Annotated in this window: 15 protein-coding genes; 12 read left to right on the top strand and 3 right to left on the bottom strand. The window is 70.3% G+C overall.

Annotation, left to right across the window (positions count from 1 at the left end; genetic code table 11):
* Nucleotides 1-44: 44 nt before the first annotated feature.
* The gene (locus I4J89_RS49195; protein ID WP_230858171.1) at nucleotides 45-941 is read left to right on the top strand and encodes a hypothetical protein; all 897 of its coding nucleotides are present in this window, start codon (nucleotides 45-47) and stop codon (nucleotides 939-941) included.
* Between the two features lie 40 nt (nucleotides 942-981).
* Here the strand turns inward: I4J89_RS49195 and I4J89_RS01970 are convergent, their stop codons facing one another.
* A complete protein-coding gene (locus tag I4J89_RS01970) occupies nucleotides 982-1791 on the bottom strand; it encodes an endonuclease/exonuclease/phosphatase family protein (RefSeq protein ID WP_230858170.1) in 810 nt (269 codons plus the stop codon).
* A 171-nt stretch (nucleotides 1792-1962) separates the two neighbouring features.
* Here I4J89_RS01970 and I4J89_RS01965 point away from each other — a divergent pair, with 171 nt between their 5' ends.
* From I4J89_RS01965 to I4J89_RS01955, 3 genes are all read left to right on the top strand, one after another.
* Entirely contained in the window at nucleotides 1963-2385 is a 423-nt protein-coding gene (locus tag I4J89_RS01965) for a hypothetical protein (RefSeq protein ID WP_196412036.1), read from the top strand.
* A gap of 298 nt (nucleotides 2386-2683) precedes the next feature.
* Nucleotides 2684-2950, top strand: a complete 267-nt coding sequence (locus I4J89_RS01960; protein ID WP_196412035.1) for a DUF2752 domain-containing protein — start codon at nucleotides 2684-2686, stop codon at nucleotides 2948-2950.
* The gene (locus I4J89_RS01955; RefSeq protein ID WP_196412034.1) at nucleotides 2902-3321 is read left to right on the top strand and encodes an RDD family protein; all 420 of its coding nucleotides are present in this window, start codon (nucleotides 2902-2904) and stop codon (nucleotides 3319-3321) included. Before I4J89_RS01960 ends, I4J89_RS01955 begins: the two co-directional genes overlap by 49 nt.
* A gap of 126 nt (nucleotides 3322-3447) precedes the next feature.
* Here I4J89_RS01955 and I4J89_RS01950 read toward each other — a convergent pair whose 3' ends face one another.
* The gene (locus I4J89_RS01950) at nucleotides 3448-6411 is read right to left on the bottom strand and encodes a type I polyketide synthase (RefSeq protein WP_196412033.1); all 2964 of its coding nucleotides are present in this window, start codon (nucleotides 6409-6411) and stop codon (nucleotides 3448-3450) included.
* 183 nt (nucleotides 6412-6594) lie between these two features.
* Here I4J89_RS01950 and I4J89_RS01945 point away from each other — a divergent pair, with 183 nt between their 5' ends.
* The 8 genes from I4J89_RS01945 to I4J89_RS01910 all read left to right on the top strand — a co-directional run bounded on the left by I4J89_RS01945 (nucleotide 6595) and on the right by I4J89_RS01910 (nucleotide 17048).
* Entirely contained in the window at nucleotides 6595-7374 is a 780-nt protein-coding gene (locus I4J89_RS01945; protein WP_196412032.1) for a hypothetical protein, read from the top strand.
* 40 nt (nucleotides 7375-7414) lie between these two features.
* The gene (locus I4J89_RS01940; protein ID WP_196412031.1) at nucleotides 7415-8656 is read left to right on the top strand and encodes an MFS transporter; all 1242 of its coding nucleotides are present in this window, start codon (nucleotides 7415-7417) and stop codon (nucleotides 8654-8656) included.
* 206 nt (nucleotides 8657-8862) lie between these two features.
* A complete protein-coding gene (locus I4J89_RS01935; protein WP_196412030.1) occupies nucleotides 8863-12009 on the top strand; it encodes a condensation domain-containing protein in 3147 nt (1048 codons plus the stop codon).
* A 2-nt stretch (nucleotides 12010-12011) separates the two neighbouring features.
* Complete coding sequence (locus tag I4J89_RS01930) at nucleotides 12012-12263, top strand: acyl carrier protein (RefSeq protein ID WP_196412029.1); 252 nt, start codon at nucleotides 12012-12014, stop codon at nucleotides 12261-12263.
* Nucleotides 12260-13429, top strand: coding sequence for an acyl-CoA dehydrogenase family protein (locus I4J89_RS01925; RefSeq protein WP_196412028.1), 1170 nt, complete (start codon nucleotides 12260-12262; stop codon nucleotides 13427-13429). Before I4J89_RS01930 ends, I4J89_RS01925 begins: the two co-directional genes overlap by 4 nt.
* Nucleotide 13430: 1 nt before the next feature.
* Nucleotides 13431-14957, top strand: coding sequence for an amino acid adenylation domain-containing protein (locus I4J89_RS01920; RefSeq protein WP_196412027.1), 1527 nt, complete (start codon nucleotides 13431-13433; stop codon nucleotides 14955-14957).
* Nucleotides 14954-16255 (top strand): condensation domain-containing protein, encoded by a 1302-nt coding sequence (locus I4J89_RS01915; RefSeq protein ID WP_196412026.1) that lies wholly within the window; start codon nucleotides 14954-14956, stop codon nucleotides 16253-16255. Before I4J89_RS01920 ends, I4J89_RS01915 begins: the two co-directional genes overlap by 4 nt.
* A gap of 103 nt (nucleotides 16256-16358) precedes the next feature.
* Nucleotides 16359-17048: a hypothetical protein gene (locus tag I4J89_RS01910; RefSeq protein ID WP_196412025.1), complete on the top strand. Its 690-nt coding sequence runs from the start codon at nucleotides 16359-16361 to the stop codon at nucleotides 17046-17048.
* Between the two features lie 335 nt (nucleotides 17049-17383).
* On the opposite strand, the gene I4J89_RS01905 is transcribed toward I4J89_RS01910, so the two are convergent.
* Nucleotides 17384-18700, bottom strand: a complete 1317-nt coding sequence (locus I4J89_RS01905) for a cation:proton antiporter (protein ID WP_196412024.1) — start codon at nucleotides 18698-18700, stop codon at nucleotides 17384-17386.
* Between the last annotated feature and the right edge of the window lie 1079 nt (nucleotides 18701-19779).

The raw sequence follows: 19779 nt of genomic DNA, 5'->3' as shown, positions 1-19779 counted from the left end.
GCCGTGCGATCGACTCTGCGCGACTGGACTTACTGGATGCGGAGATGCTCGACGACGTCGGCGAGTTCGACGACTCGCGGATCGTTCGGCGGCCAAGCCGGCGCGGAGCCGACAAGGCGATAGAGCCGCGTCATGTCCGGGTCCTCGTCCAGCTGGCGGTTCTTCTCAGCGACCACGGAGTCGATGCTGAGCGGAACCTGCGCGGCGAGCATGATCCAGGCGTCCCGCTCGAGCTCGGTGTAGGCCTCGCCGACGCCGATCCCGCGGCGGCGCGCCCGCGTCGCGGACCCTCCCGCGAGCAGTTCGCCAACTTTCGCGAGCTGTCCGCAGCCGCTGCACAGGTCGGCCAGCGGGTGATGGAACTGGCCATGCCGAACGACCCGCGGCCCTGGGTGCACCTGCTCAACACCATGTTCGCCGACCGGCAGGCCCTGACCGAGCCTTCGACGCGGTCTACGGCGAGGGACAGCGCCGCGACCCGCACGATCAGCGGCAGATCAGGGCTTCTGAGTCATGGCTACAGTGGCCGTCATTCGAGGTGGCGCGGGAGTGTGGGGATGAGCCTGGATATTGCCGTCTGGATCCCGGACAACGACGCCTATGCCGGCCGGAACGTTGTCCCGGCTCCGCCGGGCGCCAGTACTGGCGTAGGAGCTGAAAGCCTTCGCTATCAACTGTGGGGTTCCGCAGCCGCTCGGCGTCTCGGTGCGGCGCTGCTGCCGCAACTCGCTGAGATTACGGTCGAGAACCGCGGGAATCTCCAGGTCCCGCCCAGCGAGATCGACGCCTTCGAGCAGGAGTGCGTACTGCTGACCGCGAACGTCGAGCAGTTGTCCGCCGCGACTGGATACGACACGGATCGCGTCCTTCATTACCTGACCAACATGCGGCGCGCTGTGGAGCACGCCAGGTCGATACACGGAGGCATCATCATCTGGTAGCGGGGGCGGTGACGGTCACTGGTGCTGGTGCTTTGGACGGCTATATGTCTAGAACCAACGCACGGTGATCCGAGACCTCCGGCCTGGCCACGATCTCGAACCGCTTGACAGCGGCGACGTCGGAGACCAGCAGGTAGCTCGCATGTCGCACCGGCTTAAGGTACTGAGAAGACCGGGTGTCAGCCGTGCCGACCAGGTCGGTAAGACCGAGCTCGGCCAGCACGCCGAACGTTTCGCTGTCGGGCAGCAGGTTGAAGTCCCCGCAGACCACCACCAAGTCGCGAGGACCGCGTACCCGGCGAACGAGCTCCGCAAGCCGCTCAGCCTGCCGGCGCCGTGCGGGGGTGTCACCCTTGCCCAGCGGGTCGCGTAGCCCGTGCATCTGCACGACCCATACCGACTTGCCGGCGACGCGGTCTACCGTACGCACGGCCAGGGCGATACGAGGTCGGTCCGCGATCGTCCACTCATCATGGTCGGCGAACTGCCCATGCACGAAGGTGGAGTCGACACCGCAGACCGGTAGATGTTGTCCGACCAGGGTCGCCAATCCGAAGTCCTGCCGATGGCGGTCACCCTTGTCGTCATAAACCGGACCGGAGTCGCTGGTCACGAAGAACGACTGATGGCGCGGCAGGGCGACGCGAACATCATCCAAAAGATCAGCACGTTGCGGCAGAGCTCGTTCACCGTCGTCGAAGCGGGTCCATCCGGCCAGCCCGGGGGTCCGCGTCACTTCCTGCAGGCAGACGATGTCCGCTCGGCTACTCGGTAGCCAGGTGACGAGCTCGTCGCAGAGCGCGCCACCCCAGGCGTTCACACTCGCAATCCGCACCTCGACACCTGCCATCCCGCGTCCGGACCTCCCTCGCCGATCCTCGTCGGACGCGGGTGCCTGATCTTAGTGACCGGAGTCGCCAGCGCGCACGGACAGCGGCAGAGGCGGATGCGTACAGCCGGCGATTCCGGTCAGCGTCGCAGAACGCGTCAGGCATCGACTCGACCCCGTACGCTTTTCGGCATGAGCTCGGCCGTGTTCTCGTCCCGGTATCGCGCCTACCCGTGGCAGGTGGTCGGTGTCGTCGCTGTCGCGGGACTTGCGGTGCTGCTCTGGTTCGCGTGGCTGGGATGGGATCATGAGTACCAAGTCGACCCGCGCACTGGCGTGGCAAGCGGACCGTACGAGGTATGGCAGGTAGCCGGCTGCGCGCTGTCGCTGCTGGTGTTGTTGCTCGGGGCCTTGATGCTTCGTCTGCGGCCGGTGTCGACCTCGGCCGCGCTCACCCTGGCATTCACCGCCGTTTGGACCGTGGACGCTGCGAGCAGAGACACGACCGGCCTGTACGGGGTCGGAACGCTCATGCTCCTCGCCGGCTTGGCCGCGGCCACTGCGGTGGTGTCGGTCGTCTTCCTGCACCTGCGTACAGTCTCGCGATCGACGTAGCCACTTCTCACCGTGGGCTGGTGACCGCGTTTTGTCATGACCGCCTTCAGGCATGAACGTGGTCATCGTTTGAATCTCGGGGCGGCGGTAGAGGCCGAGAAATCGGGAATCTGTTGACCCGGCGGCTCGCGTACACGTTTGGTCCGGTCTATCCCGCCCTGATTCCGCATGTGCGCCGCCCGACAGGGCGGCTGATCAGAAGCCGCCGCGATCCGCCGGCCGCTCGGCGCGCGCCGCTCCCGCACCCACCGGAAAGTTCCAGCCCCGAGCGGCGCGCGCAGCCGCCCGCGACACCTTTATGATCTTCGAACTTCCAAGATCAAGCAGTGTGCCGTGCCCCGCCTGCGGCATGACGACCGCTGCGGTCGCGTTCGTGCGCGGTCAGTTCGGCGCGGCGTTCCACGCGAATCCTCTGATCTTCGGGCTGGCGGCACTCACCGTCGCGTCGGGCGCTCTTGTGGCGCTGCGCGCCGGAGGTGTGCTCGCCAACCCGCGCCCCCTGGTCGTCCCCCCACGATGGTCGCCGCCTATGCCGGCTGGGGCCAGCGCGTCGGGGCCTACCTGATCGACGGACTCTGCGTCCTGCCGTTCAGCCTCATCGGATTGTTCCTCGGCCAGGGAACGGATGAGGTGACCGGCCAGACCACCATGAACGCGTTGTACCCCATCTTCGTTCTGCTGGGCGTGGTCGTGCACGGCTACAACCGCTGGTACCTGGCCGGCAAGACCGGACAGAGCTGGGGCCGCAAGGTCCTCGGCATCCGGCTCGTCAACATCAGTGACGGGCAGCCGGTCGGAGGCGGCAAGGCCTTCCTCCGCGACCTCGCCCACGTCGTCGACTCCATCATCTGCAACATCGGCTACCTGTTCCCGCTCTGGGACGCCAAGAAGCAGACCCTCGCCGACAAGATCGTCAGCACGGTCGTCACCCGTTGACCTGTCGCACCGGTTCCACCGGGAACCACACACGAGCGCGCCCTGCCGGATCGGCTTTCGGCCGGTAGGGCGCGCTCGCGCTATCTCCGATGCCCGTCCAGAGAAGGCGTGCGCACGGCGGGCTGGTCACCTGCTGTCCATCAGCGCCCCGGTCTCGCGGCGTTTGCTCTGCACCGCGGCTGTCATCCCGGCGATGGTGGGATCACGCAGGACGGCTGCGAGCGGCACGGTCACGCCGAACCTCTGCTTCACCGCGGCGATCAGCCGTACCGCCGCGAGCGACTGGCCGCCCAGGCTGAAGAACGTGTCCTCCGCAGCGATCTCCTGAACGCCCAGCAGGTCGCGCCAGATGGTTGTCAGGACGGCGACCACCTGGGTGTCGTCGTCCGCCGGGGGCACGGCGTCGGTCTCGACCGCGGCCGGCTCCGGCTCCAGCTCCAGGGGCGGCGGCTGCTGCTCAGGCACAGCCTCGGGGGAGACCGGGTCGAGCCAGTGCCGGGTGCGCTCGAAGGGATAGGTCGGCAGGGGCGTCCGCCGGCCGCCGCGCTGGAGGCCCGGCGAGTCCCAGCGCACCGCGACCCCGGCGCACCAGACGTCGGCCACGGCCTGCAGCAGGCCCCGGACCGGATCGATCTCGCCGGGAGCGGCCGGCAGCGCCGCAACCGGCGACACGACGCCGTCGGTGTCCAGCGTGGCCAGCAGCTGGGTCAGCATCGTCCCCGGGCCGAGCTCGATCGGGACCAGCGCGGCACCGGTCTCTTCGATAAGACGTGTGCCGGCTTGCTGGAATCGCACCGGCTGCCGGAGGTGCCGGACCCAGTAGCCACCGTCCAGGCGGGCACCGGCCGGAATCGTCCCGCCGGTGACCGTGGAGATCATCGGTACCCGTAGCGGGTGGTGTGCGACCTCGTCGGTGTGGGCGCGGAACTGGTCCAGGACCGGGTCGACGCGCGGGGAGTGGAAGGCGCCCTCGATGTGCGCGAGAAGGTGCGCCTTGTGGCCGGCGGTCTGCAACCGTTGCGCCAGCGCGGCGAGCGACGTCGGCGGTCCCGACACGGCCAGCGACGAGGGCCCGTTGACGGCGGCGATGCTGAGGTCCGCGGTGAGCAGGGGTGTGACGACGTCTGGCGCGGCGAAGGCGGCGAGCATGCCGTCGGGTACGCGGCCGCCGATCTCCGAGCGGGCCACCACCAGCCGCGCGGCGTCCGCCAGCGAGATGCCGCCGGCGTACCAGGCGGCCGCGTACTCGCCGAGACTGTGGCCCAGCACGTTGGCCGGTTCGATGCCGAAGGAATCCAGCAGGCGAGCCATGGCGCACTGCAACGTGAAGATCAGCGCCTGCGCCTGCGGGAAGGAGGCCGGTTCGCCGCCGTGCCGGACGAGGTTCACGAAGTCCACACCGAGTGCCGGGCGGAGGGCGGCGTCGCACTCGCGTACCGCCTCGTCGAAGACCGGGAACCGGTCGGCGAGACCGGCCGCGGCGCCGGCGGAGCGGCGTGAGGTGCCGCTGAAGAGGAAGACCGGTGCGGTGTCCGGGCGGGTGCGCACCGGCAGGCCGAAGTCGGTCGCGGACAGCTCGGTGAGATCTCCGATCACGCTGGCGGCCCGGTGTTCCCATGCCGGCCGCCCGCGCTGCAGGGTGAAGGCGATGTCGGCGAGCGTCGCCGGGCCACCGGGTGCCGGGCGGCTGTCGCCGGCGGCCGCCATGCCGAGCAACCGGACGGCGACGGCGCTGGTCGCGGTCGCCGTGCGGGCGGAGATCGGCACGATCGCCGGGTCCGCCGACGTACGGAGCCGGGGCCGGCGGGCCGGCGCCTCGACCAGGACCACGTGGGCGTTGGTGCCGCCGATACCGAACGAGCTGACACCGCACACCCGTTGCCCGTCGGCGGCATCCCAGCGCCGGCCGGAAGCGAGTACCTCGAACCGTCCGTCCTCGAGCTTCAGCGCCGGGTTCGGGGTGCTGAAGTTGATGGTCGGCGGCAGGTGCCCGTGGTGCAGTGCCAGTGCCGCCTTGATGAGGCCGGCCGCACCGGCGGCGGTGTCGACGTGGCCGATGTTGGGCTTCAGCGCACCGAGCACCCGTGAGCCGGGCGCCTCACCGAAGACCTCACGCAGGCTTTCCACCTCGGTGGTGTCGCCGACCTCCGTGGCGGTCCCGTGTGTCTCGATGTACTGCACGGCGCCCGGTGAAAGCCGCGCCGCGTCCAGCGCGGCCCGGATCACGTCCGTTTGACCCGGCACGCTGGGCGTGGTGTATCCGGCCTTGCGCGGACCGTCGTTGTTGACCGCCGAGCCGGCCAGCACGGCGTAGACGACGTCGTCGTCGCGAAGCGCGTCCTCCAGCCGTTTGAGCACCACCACGGCGGCGCCGTTGCCGGGGACCGTGCCGCACGCGCGGGCGTCGAACGTCCGGCAATGGCCGTCCGGCGAGAGGATGTCGTGCGGGCGGTAGAAGTATCCGGCCGCCTGTGGCAGGTCGATGGTGACCCCGCCGGCGAGCATGATGTCGGCCTCGGCGTTGCCCAGCGCACGCGCCGCCAGGTGCACCGCGGCGAGCGAGGTCGAGCAGGCCGTCTGCACACTCAGCGCGGGCCCGGTCAGCCCGAGCCGGTACGCCACCCTGGTGGCCAGGTAGTCCTTCTCATGGGCGATGTTCATCGCCATCTGACCGGCTGACCGGATCACCTCGGGATGCGGCGCGACGTGCCGTGGCAGGTACGTGTCGACGCCGGCCCCCGCGAACACGCCGATCCGGTACGGCGTCTCGCCCGCGTACCCCGCCGTCTCGAGAGCCTCGTACGCACACTCCAGGAAGACCCGGTGCTGCGGATCGGTGATCCGGGCCTCCAGCGGCGCCAGCCCGAAGAAGCCGATGTCCAGGTCGGCGACGAACGGCACCACACCGCGCACCGGTACGTAGCTGTCGTCCTCGACGGACCGCGGGTCGGCTCCGGCGGCGGTCAGTTCCGCGGCGGTGAACCGGGTCAACGACTCCCGTCCGGCGACGAGATTGTTCCAGAATTCGGTGCCGCTGGAGGCGCCCGGCAGGCGCAGTCCGAAGCCGATGATCGCCACCGGTTCATACATCGGCTTCCCCCTATGTCGTCGGTGCGCGGAACCCAGCCTGACATTTACCGACGGCGTGCGTCAATGCATTCTTCGGCGGCGCAATGACCAATTCCGGATACCCCGATGACCAAGTACGGATATCGCGTTTTCCCCGTACCGGGCCCGCTATGACAGCGGCGCGGAAGGCGCTAACGTGTCGTTATGGGAGCCGTGATCGAGCAATTGACCGACGTCGCCGGACCCGCAATCGTCGCGGTCGACTTCGCCCAATTCTCCGACGACGAGACGGTGGCAAAGGTGCTTGCCCGGAGTATGGCGGGGCACAGCGTCTACCTCGCCGACCCGGTCGCCGCGATGTCCGTCACGCCGGCCGGGCTCGGCATGGCCGATCTCGCCGGCGGCTACGCGGCCGAGCTGCGGCGCCGGAACATCGAGCCGGTGATGGTGGTCGGCTTCTGCAGCGCCGCCGCGCTCAGCCTGCTGCTGGTCGCCGAGTTGCGCCGCCTGGGCCAGCGGCCGGCGAGCGTGCTGGTGGAGCCGGCCTGGCTGACCGACGAGCACATCGCGGCTGATGTGCGGGAGGTGCGCGAAGGGCTCGGCGCAACCGGCGCGGCGCCGGAGATCTCCCGGGATGCCGTGCTGGGGGCGCTGCGGGCCGACGTGCTGGCGCACCTACGGGCCGATGGTCTGGAGGGCGAGGACCTCGAACTCTGCGCGACCGTCCTGCTGGACCGCTACCGGGCCTGGTTCGGGTTCATGTTCGGCACCCGGGAACTGCCGGTGCCCGTCGTCGACTTCCCGGTCACCGTTCTGGCCGGGCGGCACAGCCCGGCGAGCGCCCCGCCCGCCGTGGCCGCGGACCTCTGCCGTCTGGTGCGTCTGCCGATCGAGGTCTCGAAGGTGCCGCGCAGCGACCTCACCGTGGCCACGCTGCGCGACCTGCTGGGCGAACCGGTCTCAGCCGTCGACAGCTGGCCGTGACCGGCATCGATTCACCTTGTTCGGAGGAGGGAGATGTCGGGTGACCTCGGTCGGGATTCCCTCGGTCTGGCGAAACGCGGATTTCCGGCTGGTGTGGACCGGGCAGGCGCTCTCCGAGCTCGGCAACGGCGTATCGCAGCTGGCCTATCCGTTGTTGATGCTGACCCTGACCGGATCGCCGACCGCGACCGGTCTGCTGCTCGCGGTGCGAGCGTTGCCATATCTGCTGTTCGGGCTGTTCGCCGGCGCCCTGGTGGACCGGTGGGACCGGCGGCGGACGATGATCGTGTGCGACCTCGGGCGCATGGTGAACATGGCGACGATCCCGGCCGCGCTGTTGCTGTGGCGGTTGACGCCGGCGCATCTCATAGTGACCGGCTTCGTCGGCGGCGTCTTCTACGTCTTCTTCAACGCGGCGGAGGGCGCCTGCCTGCCGAACGTCGTCCGCCGGGAGCAGCTCACCGCGGCCGTGTCGGCGCAGAAGACGGCCCAGTCGGCTGTCGGTGTGGTGTCCGGAGCGATCGGCGGCGCCCTGTTGCAGATCTCCCGCGGTCTGCCGTTCCTGGTGGACGCCGTGTCGTTCCTCGGCTCGGCGATCTGCATAGTGCTGGTGCGCCGGCCCTTCCGCCGGCCGGACGACCAGCCCCGATCCCGTACGACGCTGCGCCAGGACGTCGCCGAGGGCGTCCGGTGGGTGGTGCGTCAGCCGGTCCTGCGAGTGATCGTCGTGGTCGTCGCCCTGCTCCAGGTGGCCATCTCCGCCGTCGCCCTGGTGGTGATCGTCGTCGCCCGCGACGCCGGCGCCTCCTCGGCCACGATCGGGCTGATGTACTCCGCGCTGGGCGTCGGCGGCGTCATCGGCGCCCTGCTCGCCCCGCGGCTCAAGCGTCACCTCGGGCTCGGCCGCCTGCTGCTGTCGGTGCTGTGGTTGCAGGGCGCGCTCTGGACGGTCCTGGCGTTCGCCGGGAACCTGTTGATCATCGGCGCCGCGTTCGGCCTGTTCGCGATGACCCTGCCGTGTATCGGTGTCGCCGCGCTCAGCTACCAGTTGGAGACCACGCCCGACCACCTTCTGGGCCGGGTCGGCACCACCCTGAACCTGGTCGTCTGGGCCACCACGCCCGTCGGCGGCGCCCTCGCGGGGATGTTGCTGAACGCGGCCGCGCCTCGAACCGTGTCGATCGTCTTCGCGGCCTGGGTGCTCGTCCTGTCCCTGGGGGCGACGTTCGGCAGTGGACTGAGGGCGGTCGGCCGGCCCACCGGCGTGGAGACCAGCCGGTGATCGGCCGATTTGGCCGGGCGCTGTGCGGATTCCGGCAATTGCCTGTGCGGAATACGGCATCCATTGAAGTTCATCGAAATAAATTGGCAGTCCGGGAATAGGATAAATTGCTGCTCTTTCCTTGCCATCGTTAAAGCATGTAGGTATACACGGAGGCGATGGCCCGGAGGGTGCCGACGTAGCACAAAAGGGGGGATCGGGCAGCCATGTTTCCATTGTCTCCGCAGCAGGAACTGGTGTGGTTGCACCATCAGATCGCGCCGGGTGACGCCGCCTACAACGCCGTCGTCGCGGTGGACCTGCGCGGACGGCTGGACACCGGCGCGCTGAAACGGGCGGTCGCCGTCGTGGTGGCACACCACGACGGGATGCGCCTCGCACTCGATGACACCGCGACCGGTTCGCCGGCGCAGCGGATCATGGACGTCGTCGACAGTGTCGTCACCGAGATCGACCTCAGCCACCTGCCCCCCGCCGAGGCAGAGCAGCGCATGGCCGAGCTCGGCGTGACCTTCGGCGAGGCGCCGTTCGACACCGGCCGGGCGCCCTTGGCCCGGTGGTGTCTGGTCCGGCTGTCCGAGGAGCGTCACCGGCTGTGGCACGTGGAGGATCATCTGATCCACGACGGTCGTTCGTTCGCCGTGTTCCTCGAGGACCTCCTCATCGCGTACCGGATGCTCGCCGAAGGCGGTCCTCCGGTCCTGGCGCCGGCGGTGTCCTACCGCGAGTACGTCGAACACTGCGCGTCGGACGGCTTCCGGTCGAGGGTCGACCGTGACCTGACCTGGTGGCGCGAGCACCTGGCGGGCGCCGAACTCGGCGCCTTCGCCTTCCGCGGTCTCGCACATCGCGTCGGCACCCGGCACGGCTATCGGGGCGCGCAGCTGCGCCGGCGGCTTCCCGCCGAGCTGGTGACCAGGCTGACGGAGGTGGCGCGTAGCGGCCGCGGCACGCTCTTCGCCCTGCTCTTCGGCGTGTTCGCGGAGCTGACGCGGCGCCACAGCGGCGGCTCGGAGGTCACCGTGGGCTCGGCCGTGGCGAACCGGCCGCCGCCGTACCGGCGCATGGTCGGCATGTGCGTCAACACGCTGCCGGTCCGGTCGCGGCCCGATCCCGGTTGGACCGCACGGTCGCTGGCGCTGCACTTCACGACCGCGCTGTTCGACGCGCTGGACCACGGCGGCGCACCGATCCAGCAGATCGTCCGGGCCGTGGGACGCAGCTCCGGCGCGCTCGACAACCCGCTGTTCCGCGCGATGTTCAGCATGAACGACGCCGCCCTGCCGGACGTGGACGTGCCCGGGCTCGAGGTGTCGCTGGTGGAAGGACTCAACTGGTCCACCTCCCGGTCGGCTGATGTCGACGTGGTGATCCTGCCGGGCTCACGGACGGTCGGCGACGACGACGGCGGGGCGCTCTGCGTCTGGGACTACTCCACCGAGTTCTTCGACGAGGCGGCGATCGGTCTGCTCGCCGACCGGTTCGGCAGCCTGCTGCAAGCGTGTGCCGACGCGCCCGACACGCCGGTCAGCCGGCTGCCGATGAGCGGGCCGGACGATCCGCCGGTGATCCTGTCCGGGGTCGCGGCGGCGTCGACCGGGCCGCTGACCGACCTGATCAGAGGTCACGCGGCCGGGCCGCAGCGACCGGCCCTCATCAGCGGGCGGCAGACCCTGTCGTACGGCGAACTGGTGGCTCGCATCGACGATCTGAGCCGGCAGCTCCGCCGTGCGGGCCTGGAGCGGGGCGACGTCGTGGCCGCGGTGCTGCCCCGAGGTGTGCCGGCCGTCGAGCTGGTGCTCGCCTGCCTGGCCGGCGAGTTCGTGTTCGCGCCGCTGCCGGTGGCCTGGAACGACGACGCCGTCGTGGACGCCGTCGGCCGGCTCCGCCCGGCGTGCCTCATCGCCGAACCCGGGCGGTTGCGCGGCCTGGCCGACGCCGGTGTGCGGGCGACCGCGCCGGGGGACGCACCAGGCACCGCGGATCCGGCTGAGCGCGACCGCCACCCGGGTGCGGCGTACCTCATCCACACCTCCGGGACCGGCGGCCGGCGCAAGCGGGTGCTCGTGCCCCGGGCCTCGCTGGACAACGCCGTCGCCGGCGTTCGTGACTTCCTGGAGCTGACCCCGGCGGACCGGGTCCTGCAGTTCGCCGACCCGGCCTTCGACGTCTTCTTCGAGGAGGTGCTGCCGGCGCTCGCCGCGGGCGCCTGCGTCGTCCAGCCGGGCACTGCCGTACCGGACGGGGCCGATCTCGCAGCGCTTGTCGTTCTCCGGGACCTCTCGGTGCTGAACCTTCCCACCGCCTACGTGGGTTCCGTCCTGCCCGATCTGCACGCTGCCCTGACCGGTCGCGACCACCGGCTGAGGTGTGTCGTGGTCGGTGGCGAACGGTTGCCCACCGGGTTGGCCCGGGACGTTCTGTCCGGCCTGCCGGGCGTCGACCTGGTCAACGCGTACGGCGTCACGGAGTCCACGATCACCTCCACCATGTGCCGGGTCGCCGACATGCCGGACGGCGACGAGGTGCCCATCGGCCGCCCGCTGCCGGGCGTGGTGGTGGTCGTGCTCGGCCCGGACGGCGAGGTGCTGCCGTCGGGCGTGCCGGGTGAGATCGCCCTCGGTGGCCCGGGCTCGCGGGCCTCCTACCTGGACGGGGACCCCGACGGGCGCTACGTCGACGGGATCGGGGACCTTCCGGGGCGGTTCTTCCGTACCGGGGATATCGGCTTCGCCGGCCGCGACGGCGTACTGCGCTTCATCGGCCGCGCGGACCGGCAGGTGAAGGTCCGCGGCCACCGCATCGAGCCGGAGGAGATCGAGCTCGCCGCGCGCCGGCTGGCGGGCGGCGCCGACGTCGCGGTGCTCCCCGACGAGGACGACGGCGTCGTGCGGGGCCTCATCGGCTACGTGGAGACCGGCGATCCGCTGGTCGCGGGCGGCCTCAACGCCGCACTGGCCCGTGACCTGCCACGGTATCTGCTGCCCAGCCGGTGGGCGGCCGTGGCGCGGATGCCGCGACTGCCCAGCGGCAAGGTCGACCTGTCCGCGCTGCGTGCCCTGGGCGCACCCGCCGCCACCCCGGCCGCCCCCGCGGTGACCGAGGCGGACGGCCTGCTGGCGACCACGCTTGCCGGCTTCCGTGCCGTCCTCAGGAGGGACGACATCGACGCGGACGCCGACTTCTTCGTCAGCGGCGGACACTCGCTGATGCTGACCGCCCTGGTGACCTGGCTGCACCGGGAGACCGGTGTCCGGCCACGGATGGCGGACCTGTTCGAGGCGCCGACCGCGCGCGGGGTCGCCCGGCGGCTGAGCGACCGGGCGTTCGAACCGGTCGGGCGGGGAGGCTGATCATGGGTACGGATGACACGTCCGGCCGCGCCGTGCTGGTCCACCGCGCGTGGAGCGAGCATCTCGGTGCCGAGGCGGCGCAACCGAGGACGAACTTCTTCGAGGCCGGCGGCAACTCCCTGATGGCGGCCTCGCTGATCGGCCGGCTCAGCGAGGAGCTCGACGAGGAGCTGCCGCTCGGTCTGCTCACCCGGCATCCCACCCTCGGCGAGCTGTCCGCGGCGGTGAGCCATTGGCCGGAGCCCGTGCCATGAGCCTGAGCCCGGTCACCCGGTACACATCGGAGCACGCGCCGCTGCTCGACGAGTTCCGCGCGTTCGTGCGGACCGAGCTGGAGCCCCTCGCCCGGCAGAGCGATACCGAGACGGGCGACGACATCACGCCGGAGGTGCGCTCCTTCGTCCGGCGCCGTTCCGCGGAGCGCGGCTTCTACGCCGGCGAGTACCCCGAGGACGTGGGCGGGCGCGGTCATCCGTTCGCGGCGAAGGTCCTCATGCACGAGTACGCGGAGGAGTGCGGTTGCCCGCTCGCCCCGATCGCTCTGTGCGGACCGGCCGGCCCCAGCCCGCTGCTGCTCTGGGCGACCCGCGACCAGCGCGAACGGTACCTGCGTCCGCTGGTCGAGGGCCGGGCCACCCGCTGCCTGGCGGCCACCGAGCCGGGCGGCGGATCCGACGTCATGGGCTCGGCCACCACCGCGACCCGCGTGGACGGCGGCTGGCGGCTCAGCGGCCGCAAATGCTACGTCACCGACGCGCACCAGGCGGATCTGGTCTTCGTGGTGGCGCGCCTGGTGGGTGAGGGCGCGGCCCAGCCGGCGGTGTTCGTGGTCGACGCCGCCACGCCGGGTGTCAGCCTGGAGAACGTACGTCCGGGTCTCGTCCCGGAGATGCTCTGCGACGTCGTCCTCGACGACGTGCACGTCGGCCCGGAGGCGTTGCTGGGCGGGGAGGCCGCGATCGGCGCCCATCAGGACTGGACGCTGCGCGCCCTGACCCGCGGGCGCGTGGTGGTGGCCGCGACGTGCAACGGCATCGCCGCCCGGGCGCTGCGGCTGGGTGTCTCGTACGCGCGCACGAAGCACTCCTTCGGCGCACCGATCGGCACCTACCAGCACGTGCAGGAACACATCGTGTCCAGCCGGGTGGCACTGGAGTCGGCCCGCCTGCTCACGTTCGCGGCGGCGCAGGACATCGACGACGGCGTCGAGGCGCTGGAGCAGGCGGCCCTGGCCAAGCTGGTCGCCAGCGAGGGCGCCTGCCGCACCGTCGACCGCATCTTCCAGGTGCACGGCGGCGCGGCCTGGGTCCGCGGGCACCCGATGGAGTACCTGTACCGCTACGTCCGGGCCACCCGCATCGTGGAGGGCACCTCGGAGGTCCAGAAGCTGATCCTGGCGGCCGCGGAAGGGCTGACCTGACGTGCGCCCGCGACCGGAGCACAGCCTTGACGCGATCCCGGACATCGTCGCCCGGGTCGCGCTGGCGAGGCCGGACGCCGTGGCGATCGAGTCCGCCGAGGAGACGATCACGTACCGCGACCTGTGCGTGCGGTCGGACCGCCTCGCCCGGCGGCTGCGGAGCATGGGCGTCGGCCGCGGTGACGTGGTGGGCGTGCTGGCCGAGCGCTCGGTCGCCCAGGTGACGGTCCTGCTCGCGGTGCTGCGGGCCGGGGCGGCGTACCTTCCGCTGGATCCGGCCGACCCGGTCGCGCGCCGGCGGCTCCTGGTCGAGCGGGCGGGTGCGGATCTCGTTCTGGTGGGCGGAGGTCTGGAGCCGGAGCCGGGCTGGCTCTGCGTGGACGAGCTGGAGTCGCGGGCAGGGGAGCGGCCGGAACACGGCGGAGCCGCGTGGCGAGCCCCGGTCAGCGGGGCGGACGACCCGGCGTACGTCATGTTCACTTCCGGCTCGACCGGCCGCCCGAAGGGCGTGGTGGTGCCGCACCGCGCGGTGATCCACCTGGTCACCGGCGAGGAGGACGTCGCGGTCGGACCGGGCGACGTCGTGGCGTTCGCGTCCAACATCGCGTTCGACGCCGCCACGTACGAGATCTGGGGCGCCCTGCTCAACGGCGCGGTGCTGCACGTGGTGCCGCGGGACGTGCTGCTGTCCACCTTCTCCCTCGGCCGGTACCTCGCCGAGCACGGGATCACCGTGATGATCATGACAGCGGCCCTGTTCCACCTCCACGCCCGGCTTGCGCCCGGCAACTTCGCCTCGTTGCGGCACCTGCTCGTGGGCGGCGAGGCGATGCATCCGGAGGCGGTGCGCGCCGTGCTAGCCACCGCACCGCCGGCGCTGCTGCACAACGTGTACGGGCCCACCGAGGCGACGACGTTCGTCACCGTGCATCGGGTCCGTGCGGTACCGCCGGCGGCGACGAGTGTCCCGATCGGGCGGCCCATCGGGAAGGCCTCCGCGTACGTAATGGACGACGCGCTGCGACCGGTGCCGGCCGGTGTCGTGGGCGAGCTCTACGTCGGAGGGCCCGGCCTCGCGATCGGCTATCGCGGCGAGCCGGCGCTGACCGCCGCGCGGTTCGTCGCCCACGCCGGGGGCGACGGCGACCGGCTGTACCGCACCGGCGACCACGTGCGCTGGACCGGCGATCACCTGTTGGACTTCGTCGGGCGCAGCGACGACCAGGTGAAGATCCGTGGCTTTCGCATCGAGATCGGCGAGGTCGAGGGCACGCTGACGACGCTGACGTCGGTACGCGAGGCGGTCGTCCTGGTGCACGGCGAGGGCGCAGCCCGCAGCCTGGTGGCATTCGTCGTTCCCGACCGGGAGGGTGCCACCAGGACGCTGGCCGCGGACCTCGCGACGCTGCTGCCGCCGCAGATGATTCCGGCCACCACGATCGAGGTGCCCGGCATCCCGCTGACCCGCAACGGCAAGGTCGATCGGGCGGCGCTGCGTGCCGGCCTGGACAGGCGGGGGGAGCGGTGAGCCTCTCGGCGGAATACCGCGAGCATTTCGCCTCGGTCGTCGGCGACGAGCGCGCTGCCGGCCGGACGTTGCCGGCCGGCAGCGCGCAACGCCGGTTCGTCATCGGCGCGAAGATCTCTGGCGAGCAGACCCTGGTTCCGTACGCGTTCACGCTGAAGCCCGGAACGGTGTCCGCCGGCGAACTGCGCGACCGCGTCCGGGGCCTGACCCTGCGACATCCGGCACTGCGGTGCATCGTCGACCACGACCCCGACACCGGGTTGATCACTCAGCGCTGGCTCCCGGAGGCCGACGTACCGTGGTCCGAACAGGACGTCGGCGATGCCGATGACGAGGCGTCGGTGATCCGGTCGCTGCTCACCGCGGCGATGACCGCGGAGGCGCCCGAGCCGGTACGCGCCGCTCTTCTGCACGGGCCCGGACATCTGCGGCTGCTGCTGATGTTCGACCACGCCGTGATGGACGAGACCTCGTTGCGGCTCGCGACCCGTGATCTGTTCGGATCCACCCGCATGCCGAGTCCGGCCGAGCGCGAGGCCGGCTGGCAGGAGTATCGGGCGGCGGTCTGGCGGTGGCTGGCCGTCGAGGAGGCGGCGGCCACCGAGGAGGGCATCGCCTACTGGGTGGAGCGCCTGGGCCCGATCGCCGCCGCCTCCTCGGCCGCCCTCTCTCCGGTCGCCGCCGGCGTCGCGCACCCGAACGGCGGCCGGTTCGTCCCCGCCGAAGTTGCCACGGTCGCCGTGCCGTCGCCGGCCGTGCGCGCCACGCTCTTCCCGCGCCTGCTCGCCGCCGCCCACATGGCTCTACAGGCGGTGGATCGCGCACCGAGCACGGTGATCTATCCGTGGGGCGCCCGGCCGGACGGGATGGAAGACGTGGTGGGCTGCTTCATGAACACCGTCCTGTCCGGTGCGGCGGCCGTACCGGGATCCACACCGGGCGACAGCTGGACGGCGTTCCGGGCACAGTGGTGGCGCGACCTCGACCACGCCGGCGTCCCGTACGACGACGTCGTACTGGCGGTGGCCGAAGCCGTCCCGTCGCGATGGTCGGGCACCGCCCGGTGCGTGCTGGTGCTGGAGGACGTCGCGGGCCGCGCACCGATCGGCCCGCCGTCGTGGCAGGTCGCCGAGTGGCTGCCGAGCTGGCTGGCACCGAAGTGCGCGGTCAACGCGCTGGCCCGCTTCGACGGATCCGCGATGACACTGCGGGTCGTGACCGACCCGCGCGACTTCCCGTCCGTAGACAGGTTCGTGGCGGCTTGGCAGCAACAGGTAGCGGAGCACCTGTCGTGTTGACCGTGCACCAGCCGACAATTTGCGACCTTGATAGATAGCTCTCAGTCAACTTGATGCAACTATAAGTAACTTTCCCTCCGCAGTTGCTCATGGGGTGACGACGATGTCCCGATCCGTGATCAGCGATGTACCGGTCCTGGCGCGGCGTTCCCACGCCCACCCCCGCCGCGGCGCCTGCCTGATGGAGTTCACCAGCAGCCTGCCCGGCGGGCGATGGACAGATCGGCCCGACCATGTGCATCCCCTGCTGGCACTGATCGGACGTCGGGTGAACGACCGGTCCAGCGAGGCCGCCCGCATGGCACTGCTGCCGTGGGCCGCCTGGCTCGCCGGCACGGCCCAGAACGATACTGCCGGCTTAGCGGCAACCCTGGCGGAGCGCGCCGGCGCCCATGCCCTCCGGTATGCGGACGCGGCGTCGGCCCGCCGAATATCCGCGCGCACATCCGGCCTGGACCGGCCGTGGCGCCGCGCCCGTCTCATCCGTCTCGCGGTCGACGTGGTGGCCCGCACCGACCGCCCGGACGCGGCCCTGCACTCCATGCTGGCCGATGCGGTGAACACCGTGCGCACCCACGCCGGCCAGCCAACGGTGACCGTCGACGTCGAAGGTCACCCCAGCTGGCCACAGACCCAGGCGTGCCAAGTGGAGCTGCGCATCCCAGACGGATCAGACTCGGCGTACTACCACTGCGCCGCCCTACCGAACCGCTGGCCCGCCGCGCTGAGCCTCGCCTGGTCAGCCCGCTCCAGCGAACTCGGCCATGCCGTGCCGGCCACGCGCTACCTGTGACGCCCAGCAAGACCGGGCCTCTGCCTGCCGGTCCAGCTCCTTCGGGGTACGCGCAACCGCCGTCCCACCGAAGCCGACCCCGTCCCCGCCCTCCCAACGCAAGCCCGGCTTCCCGTCCCGGCCCCAGCGCGACCTCGGGAAATCGCAAGTGGGCACCCGGCCGCTGGCCGGCCGCAGCCGGCCCTGCGAACCGCAAGCGATCGGGCCCCACCACCCACCCCGCCCCGGCGGTCGCGGTAAGGCCCGGCACAGGCACTCAGCTCGCGCGGAACGTGGAGGACACCGCATGAACGCGTACCCAAAGAAAGCGAACAACCCTGACCCCGGGAGGCTGCCTAGCCCGAAGTCATGGCCGTCCGTTCGCGCGCGGCGGCGGTCTCCTTGAAGCGCAGGTCCAGCCAGGTGCCGGCCACCTGAGAGGTGATGATCGACAGTAGGACGAGTGAGGTGTAGAACGACTCGCTGATGACACCCGCGGCGAACGTCACGGTGGCCAGGACGATGCCGGGGCCGCCGCGGGCGTTCAGCGCGACGGCGAGGTGCACCGATTCGGTGCGGGACTCGCCGGCGAGCAGGGCGCCCGTCAGGACGCTGCCGAATTTGGCGACGCACGCCAGGAGCGTGAAGAACACGAAGAAGACGATGTCGAAGTGGCGCACCAGGTCCAGGCTGAGGCCGACTCCGGCGAAGTAGAGCGGGATGAAGTACGCCATGAAGAACTGGCGCAGCGTGCCCCACGCCCGGGACTGCTCCGTGACCCGTTCGGGCGCTGACCCGTCCGGCGCTCGCAAGGCGTCGCCGCGGGCCGCGCTGCTGCCGGCCACCAGGGCACCGAAGATCGAGTTGATGCCGAGCAGAACGCAGAGCAGGACGACGACGAGCAGGAAGATCAGGCGGAACGCTGTGGGACTGCGTCGTTCGAGCACGTTCGCCCGGTGGTCGGCGAGCCAGCGGAACAGCCGCGGGCCGAGGGTCAGGAACACCAGGAAGAACAACAGCGAGACCGAGATATAGTACGCCGCCAGGGCCGGGACGGAGTCGGTCGGGACGAGCGCGATCAAGCCGTACTCGTCGGTTGAACCCACCTGCGCCAGGCCCAGCACCACGGCGAGCGCGACGTACAGTACGACGTCCTCGATGATCGCCACGGACAGCACTACGCGGGCTAGAGCCGTGTGCATGATGCCGAGGTCGATCATGATGCGTGAGATCACCGGAACGCTCGTCACCGCCACCGCGATGCCCATCACCAACGCGAGCGTGACGTCGTCTCCGGTCGGTCCGGTCAGGCTCCCCGAGTCGAACAGCCGGACTGCCCCGACGCCCACCGCGAACGGGAGGACCAGGCCGGCTACGGCGATCACGGTCACCGTGCGGCCCTCCCGGCCGCGCGGGCGAGGGCGTATCTCGGCGCCGGCGAGGAACAGCAGGAACAACACACCGAGTTGGGTGGTGGAGTTGAGGACCGTGGCGACGGCTCCCGAGTCGGTGAACAGATAGGCGCGGACCTCGGGCGCCAGCTGGCCGAGTACGGTCGGGCCCAGCAGGAGTCCGCCCGCGATCTCTCCGATGACGGCCGGTTGACGCATGCGGGCGAACAGGTGCCCGACGACGTGCGCCATCACCAGGGTCAGAGTCAGCGCGATCAGCATTCTGGCAACGACATCCTCGGACACTGCTACCTACCTTCGCTAACGGTTACAAGGCTGGTGTGCGCCGCACGCCGGCGGAAAAGCGCGCGCCTCATCTCCGGTCGACAGTCGCCGGGCCGCGATACCGCAATGTCACAGCGCCGGGACTCCGGCCGTGGAAACCACGGATAAGCTTTGAAATGCCACCTCGACGATGCGTGATGGCTGTCCGCGCTTCACGTGAGTGGAAGTGAGTGAATGCCTGTCAATGCCCGTGTCGGTAGAGAACACGGGTGCGGCTGAAGTAAGATTACCATCTTTCTGTCGAATTGAAGAAGGTCTATTTAAATTTCCGATACCTATTGTTTGTGGCGCGGCCGGTGTGCGTACCGCCGGTGCGGTCGGAGCGAGCTGTCCGGGATCGGTCCGGACGGCATTGGGCCTGGTCGGCCGTCGATCGTGCGATCAAAGGCCTAACCACGGACGTGATCGCACGTCAAGGGGCGTGTATCAGCACGGTGCGGCCCTCGGGAAACGGCAACTACGGCGGGTATGCGGCACTGCGTACGGGCGGCCGAGGGCTTGGGCTGAACCGGTCACGCTGGGCGAGCGGTGGCGTCCCGGTACCGTGCCGGTAGATGCAGGCCATGGCATCTGGGATCTTTGCGTGGACGGTGTCGCCGGTGCACTGAGTGACCTTTGTGGGATGACTGAAAATAAATCGCGGTTGATTTGTCGCAGCCGCCCGCGCACAAAGTAATCTTTGAATTGATCGAGAACTGCGAAAGCGTCATTGGGCATGATGGCCGACAGAACTTGTTGACGTAAATGCTTGCCCAACATACGATTGGCGCAGCTCAATTCATAGCGGTGCGGACTGCTTCGCATGATGGGCTGAACACCTCTCTCATAGCTCATGACGACGCCGCGCCGGAGTGCCTGAGCACGCTTCCGCGACGAACTCAAAGCCTCCGGTTCGAAGGCGAGCGCGGGTGTCAGCACGGCGCCGGCCCACGGAGACGTCCACCTCACCGTTCGTAGGGCAGCGAGTGCCCGCGTGGTCCTTGGCAGGCGCCTCCTCTCCGCAACAGACGCGTACC

The sequence above is a fragment of the Actinoplanes aureus genome (assembly GCF_015704865.1).
Taxonomy (GTDB): domain Bacteria; phylum Actinomycetota; class Actinomycetes; order Mycobacteriales; family Micromonosporaceae; genus Actinoplanes; species Actinoplanes aureus.
Note: the sequence above shows the minus strand (reverse complement) of the source record. Positions and strands in the feature narration are given on the sequence as shown.

Coding starts and splice junctions, on each gene's coding strand:
- I4J89_RS01965 (WP_196412036.1), top strand. CDS start 1,963: ATGAGCTCGGCCGTGTTCTCGTCCCGGTATCGCGCCTACCCGTGGCAG.
- I4J89_RS01925 (WP_196412028.1), top strand. CDS start 12,260: ATGAGCCTGAGCCCGGTCACCCGGTACACATCGGAGCACGCGCCGCTG.
- I4J89_RS01935 (WP_196412030.1), top strand. CDS start 8,863: ATGTTTCCATTGTCTCCGCAGCAGGAACTGGTGTGGTTGCACCATCAG.
- I4J89_RS01905 (WP_196412024.1), bottom strand. CDS start 18,700: ATGCTGATCGCGCTGACTCTGACCCTGGTGATGGCGCACGTCGTCGGG.
- I4J89_RS01955 (WP_196412034.1), top strand. CDS start 2,902: ATGGTCGCCGCCTATGCCGGCTGGGGCCAGCGCGTCGGGGCCTACCTG.
- I4J89_RS01970 (WP_230858170.1), bottom strand. CDS start 1,791: ATGGCAGGTGTCGAGGTGCGGATTGCGAGTGTGAACGCCTGGGGTGGC.
- I4J89_RS01950 (WP_196412033.1), bottom strand. CDS start 6,411: ATGTATGAACCGGTGGCGATCATCGGCTTCGGACTGCGCCTGCCGGGC.
- I4J89_RS01960 (WP_196412035.1), top strand. CDS start 2,684: ATGATCTTCGAACTTCCAAGATCAAGCAGTGTGCCGTGCCCCGCCTGC.
- I4J89_RS01910 (WP_196412025.1), top strand. CDS start 16,359: ATGTCCCGATCCGTGATCAGCGATGTACCGGTCCTGGCGCGGCGTTCC.
- I4J89_RS01945 (WP_196412032.1), top strand. CDS start 6,595: ATGGGAGCCGTGATCGAGCAATTGACCGACGTCGCCGGACCCGCAATC.
- I4J89_RS49195 (WP_230858171.1), top strand. CDS start 45: ATGCTCGACGACGTCGGCGAGTTCGACGACTCGCGGATCGTTCGGCGG.
- I4J89_RS01930 (WP_196412029.1), top strand. CDS start 12,012: ATGGGTACGGATGACACGTCCGGCCGCGCCGTGCTGGTCCACCGCGCG.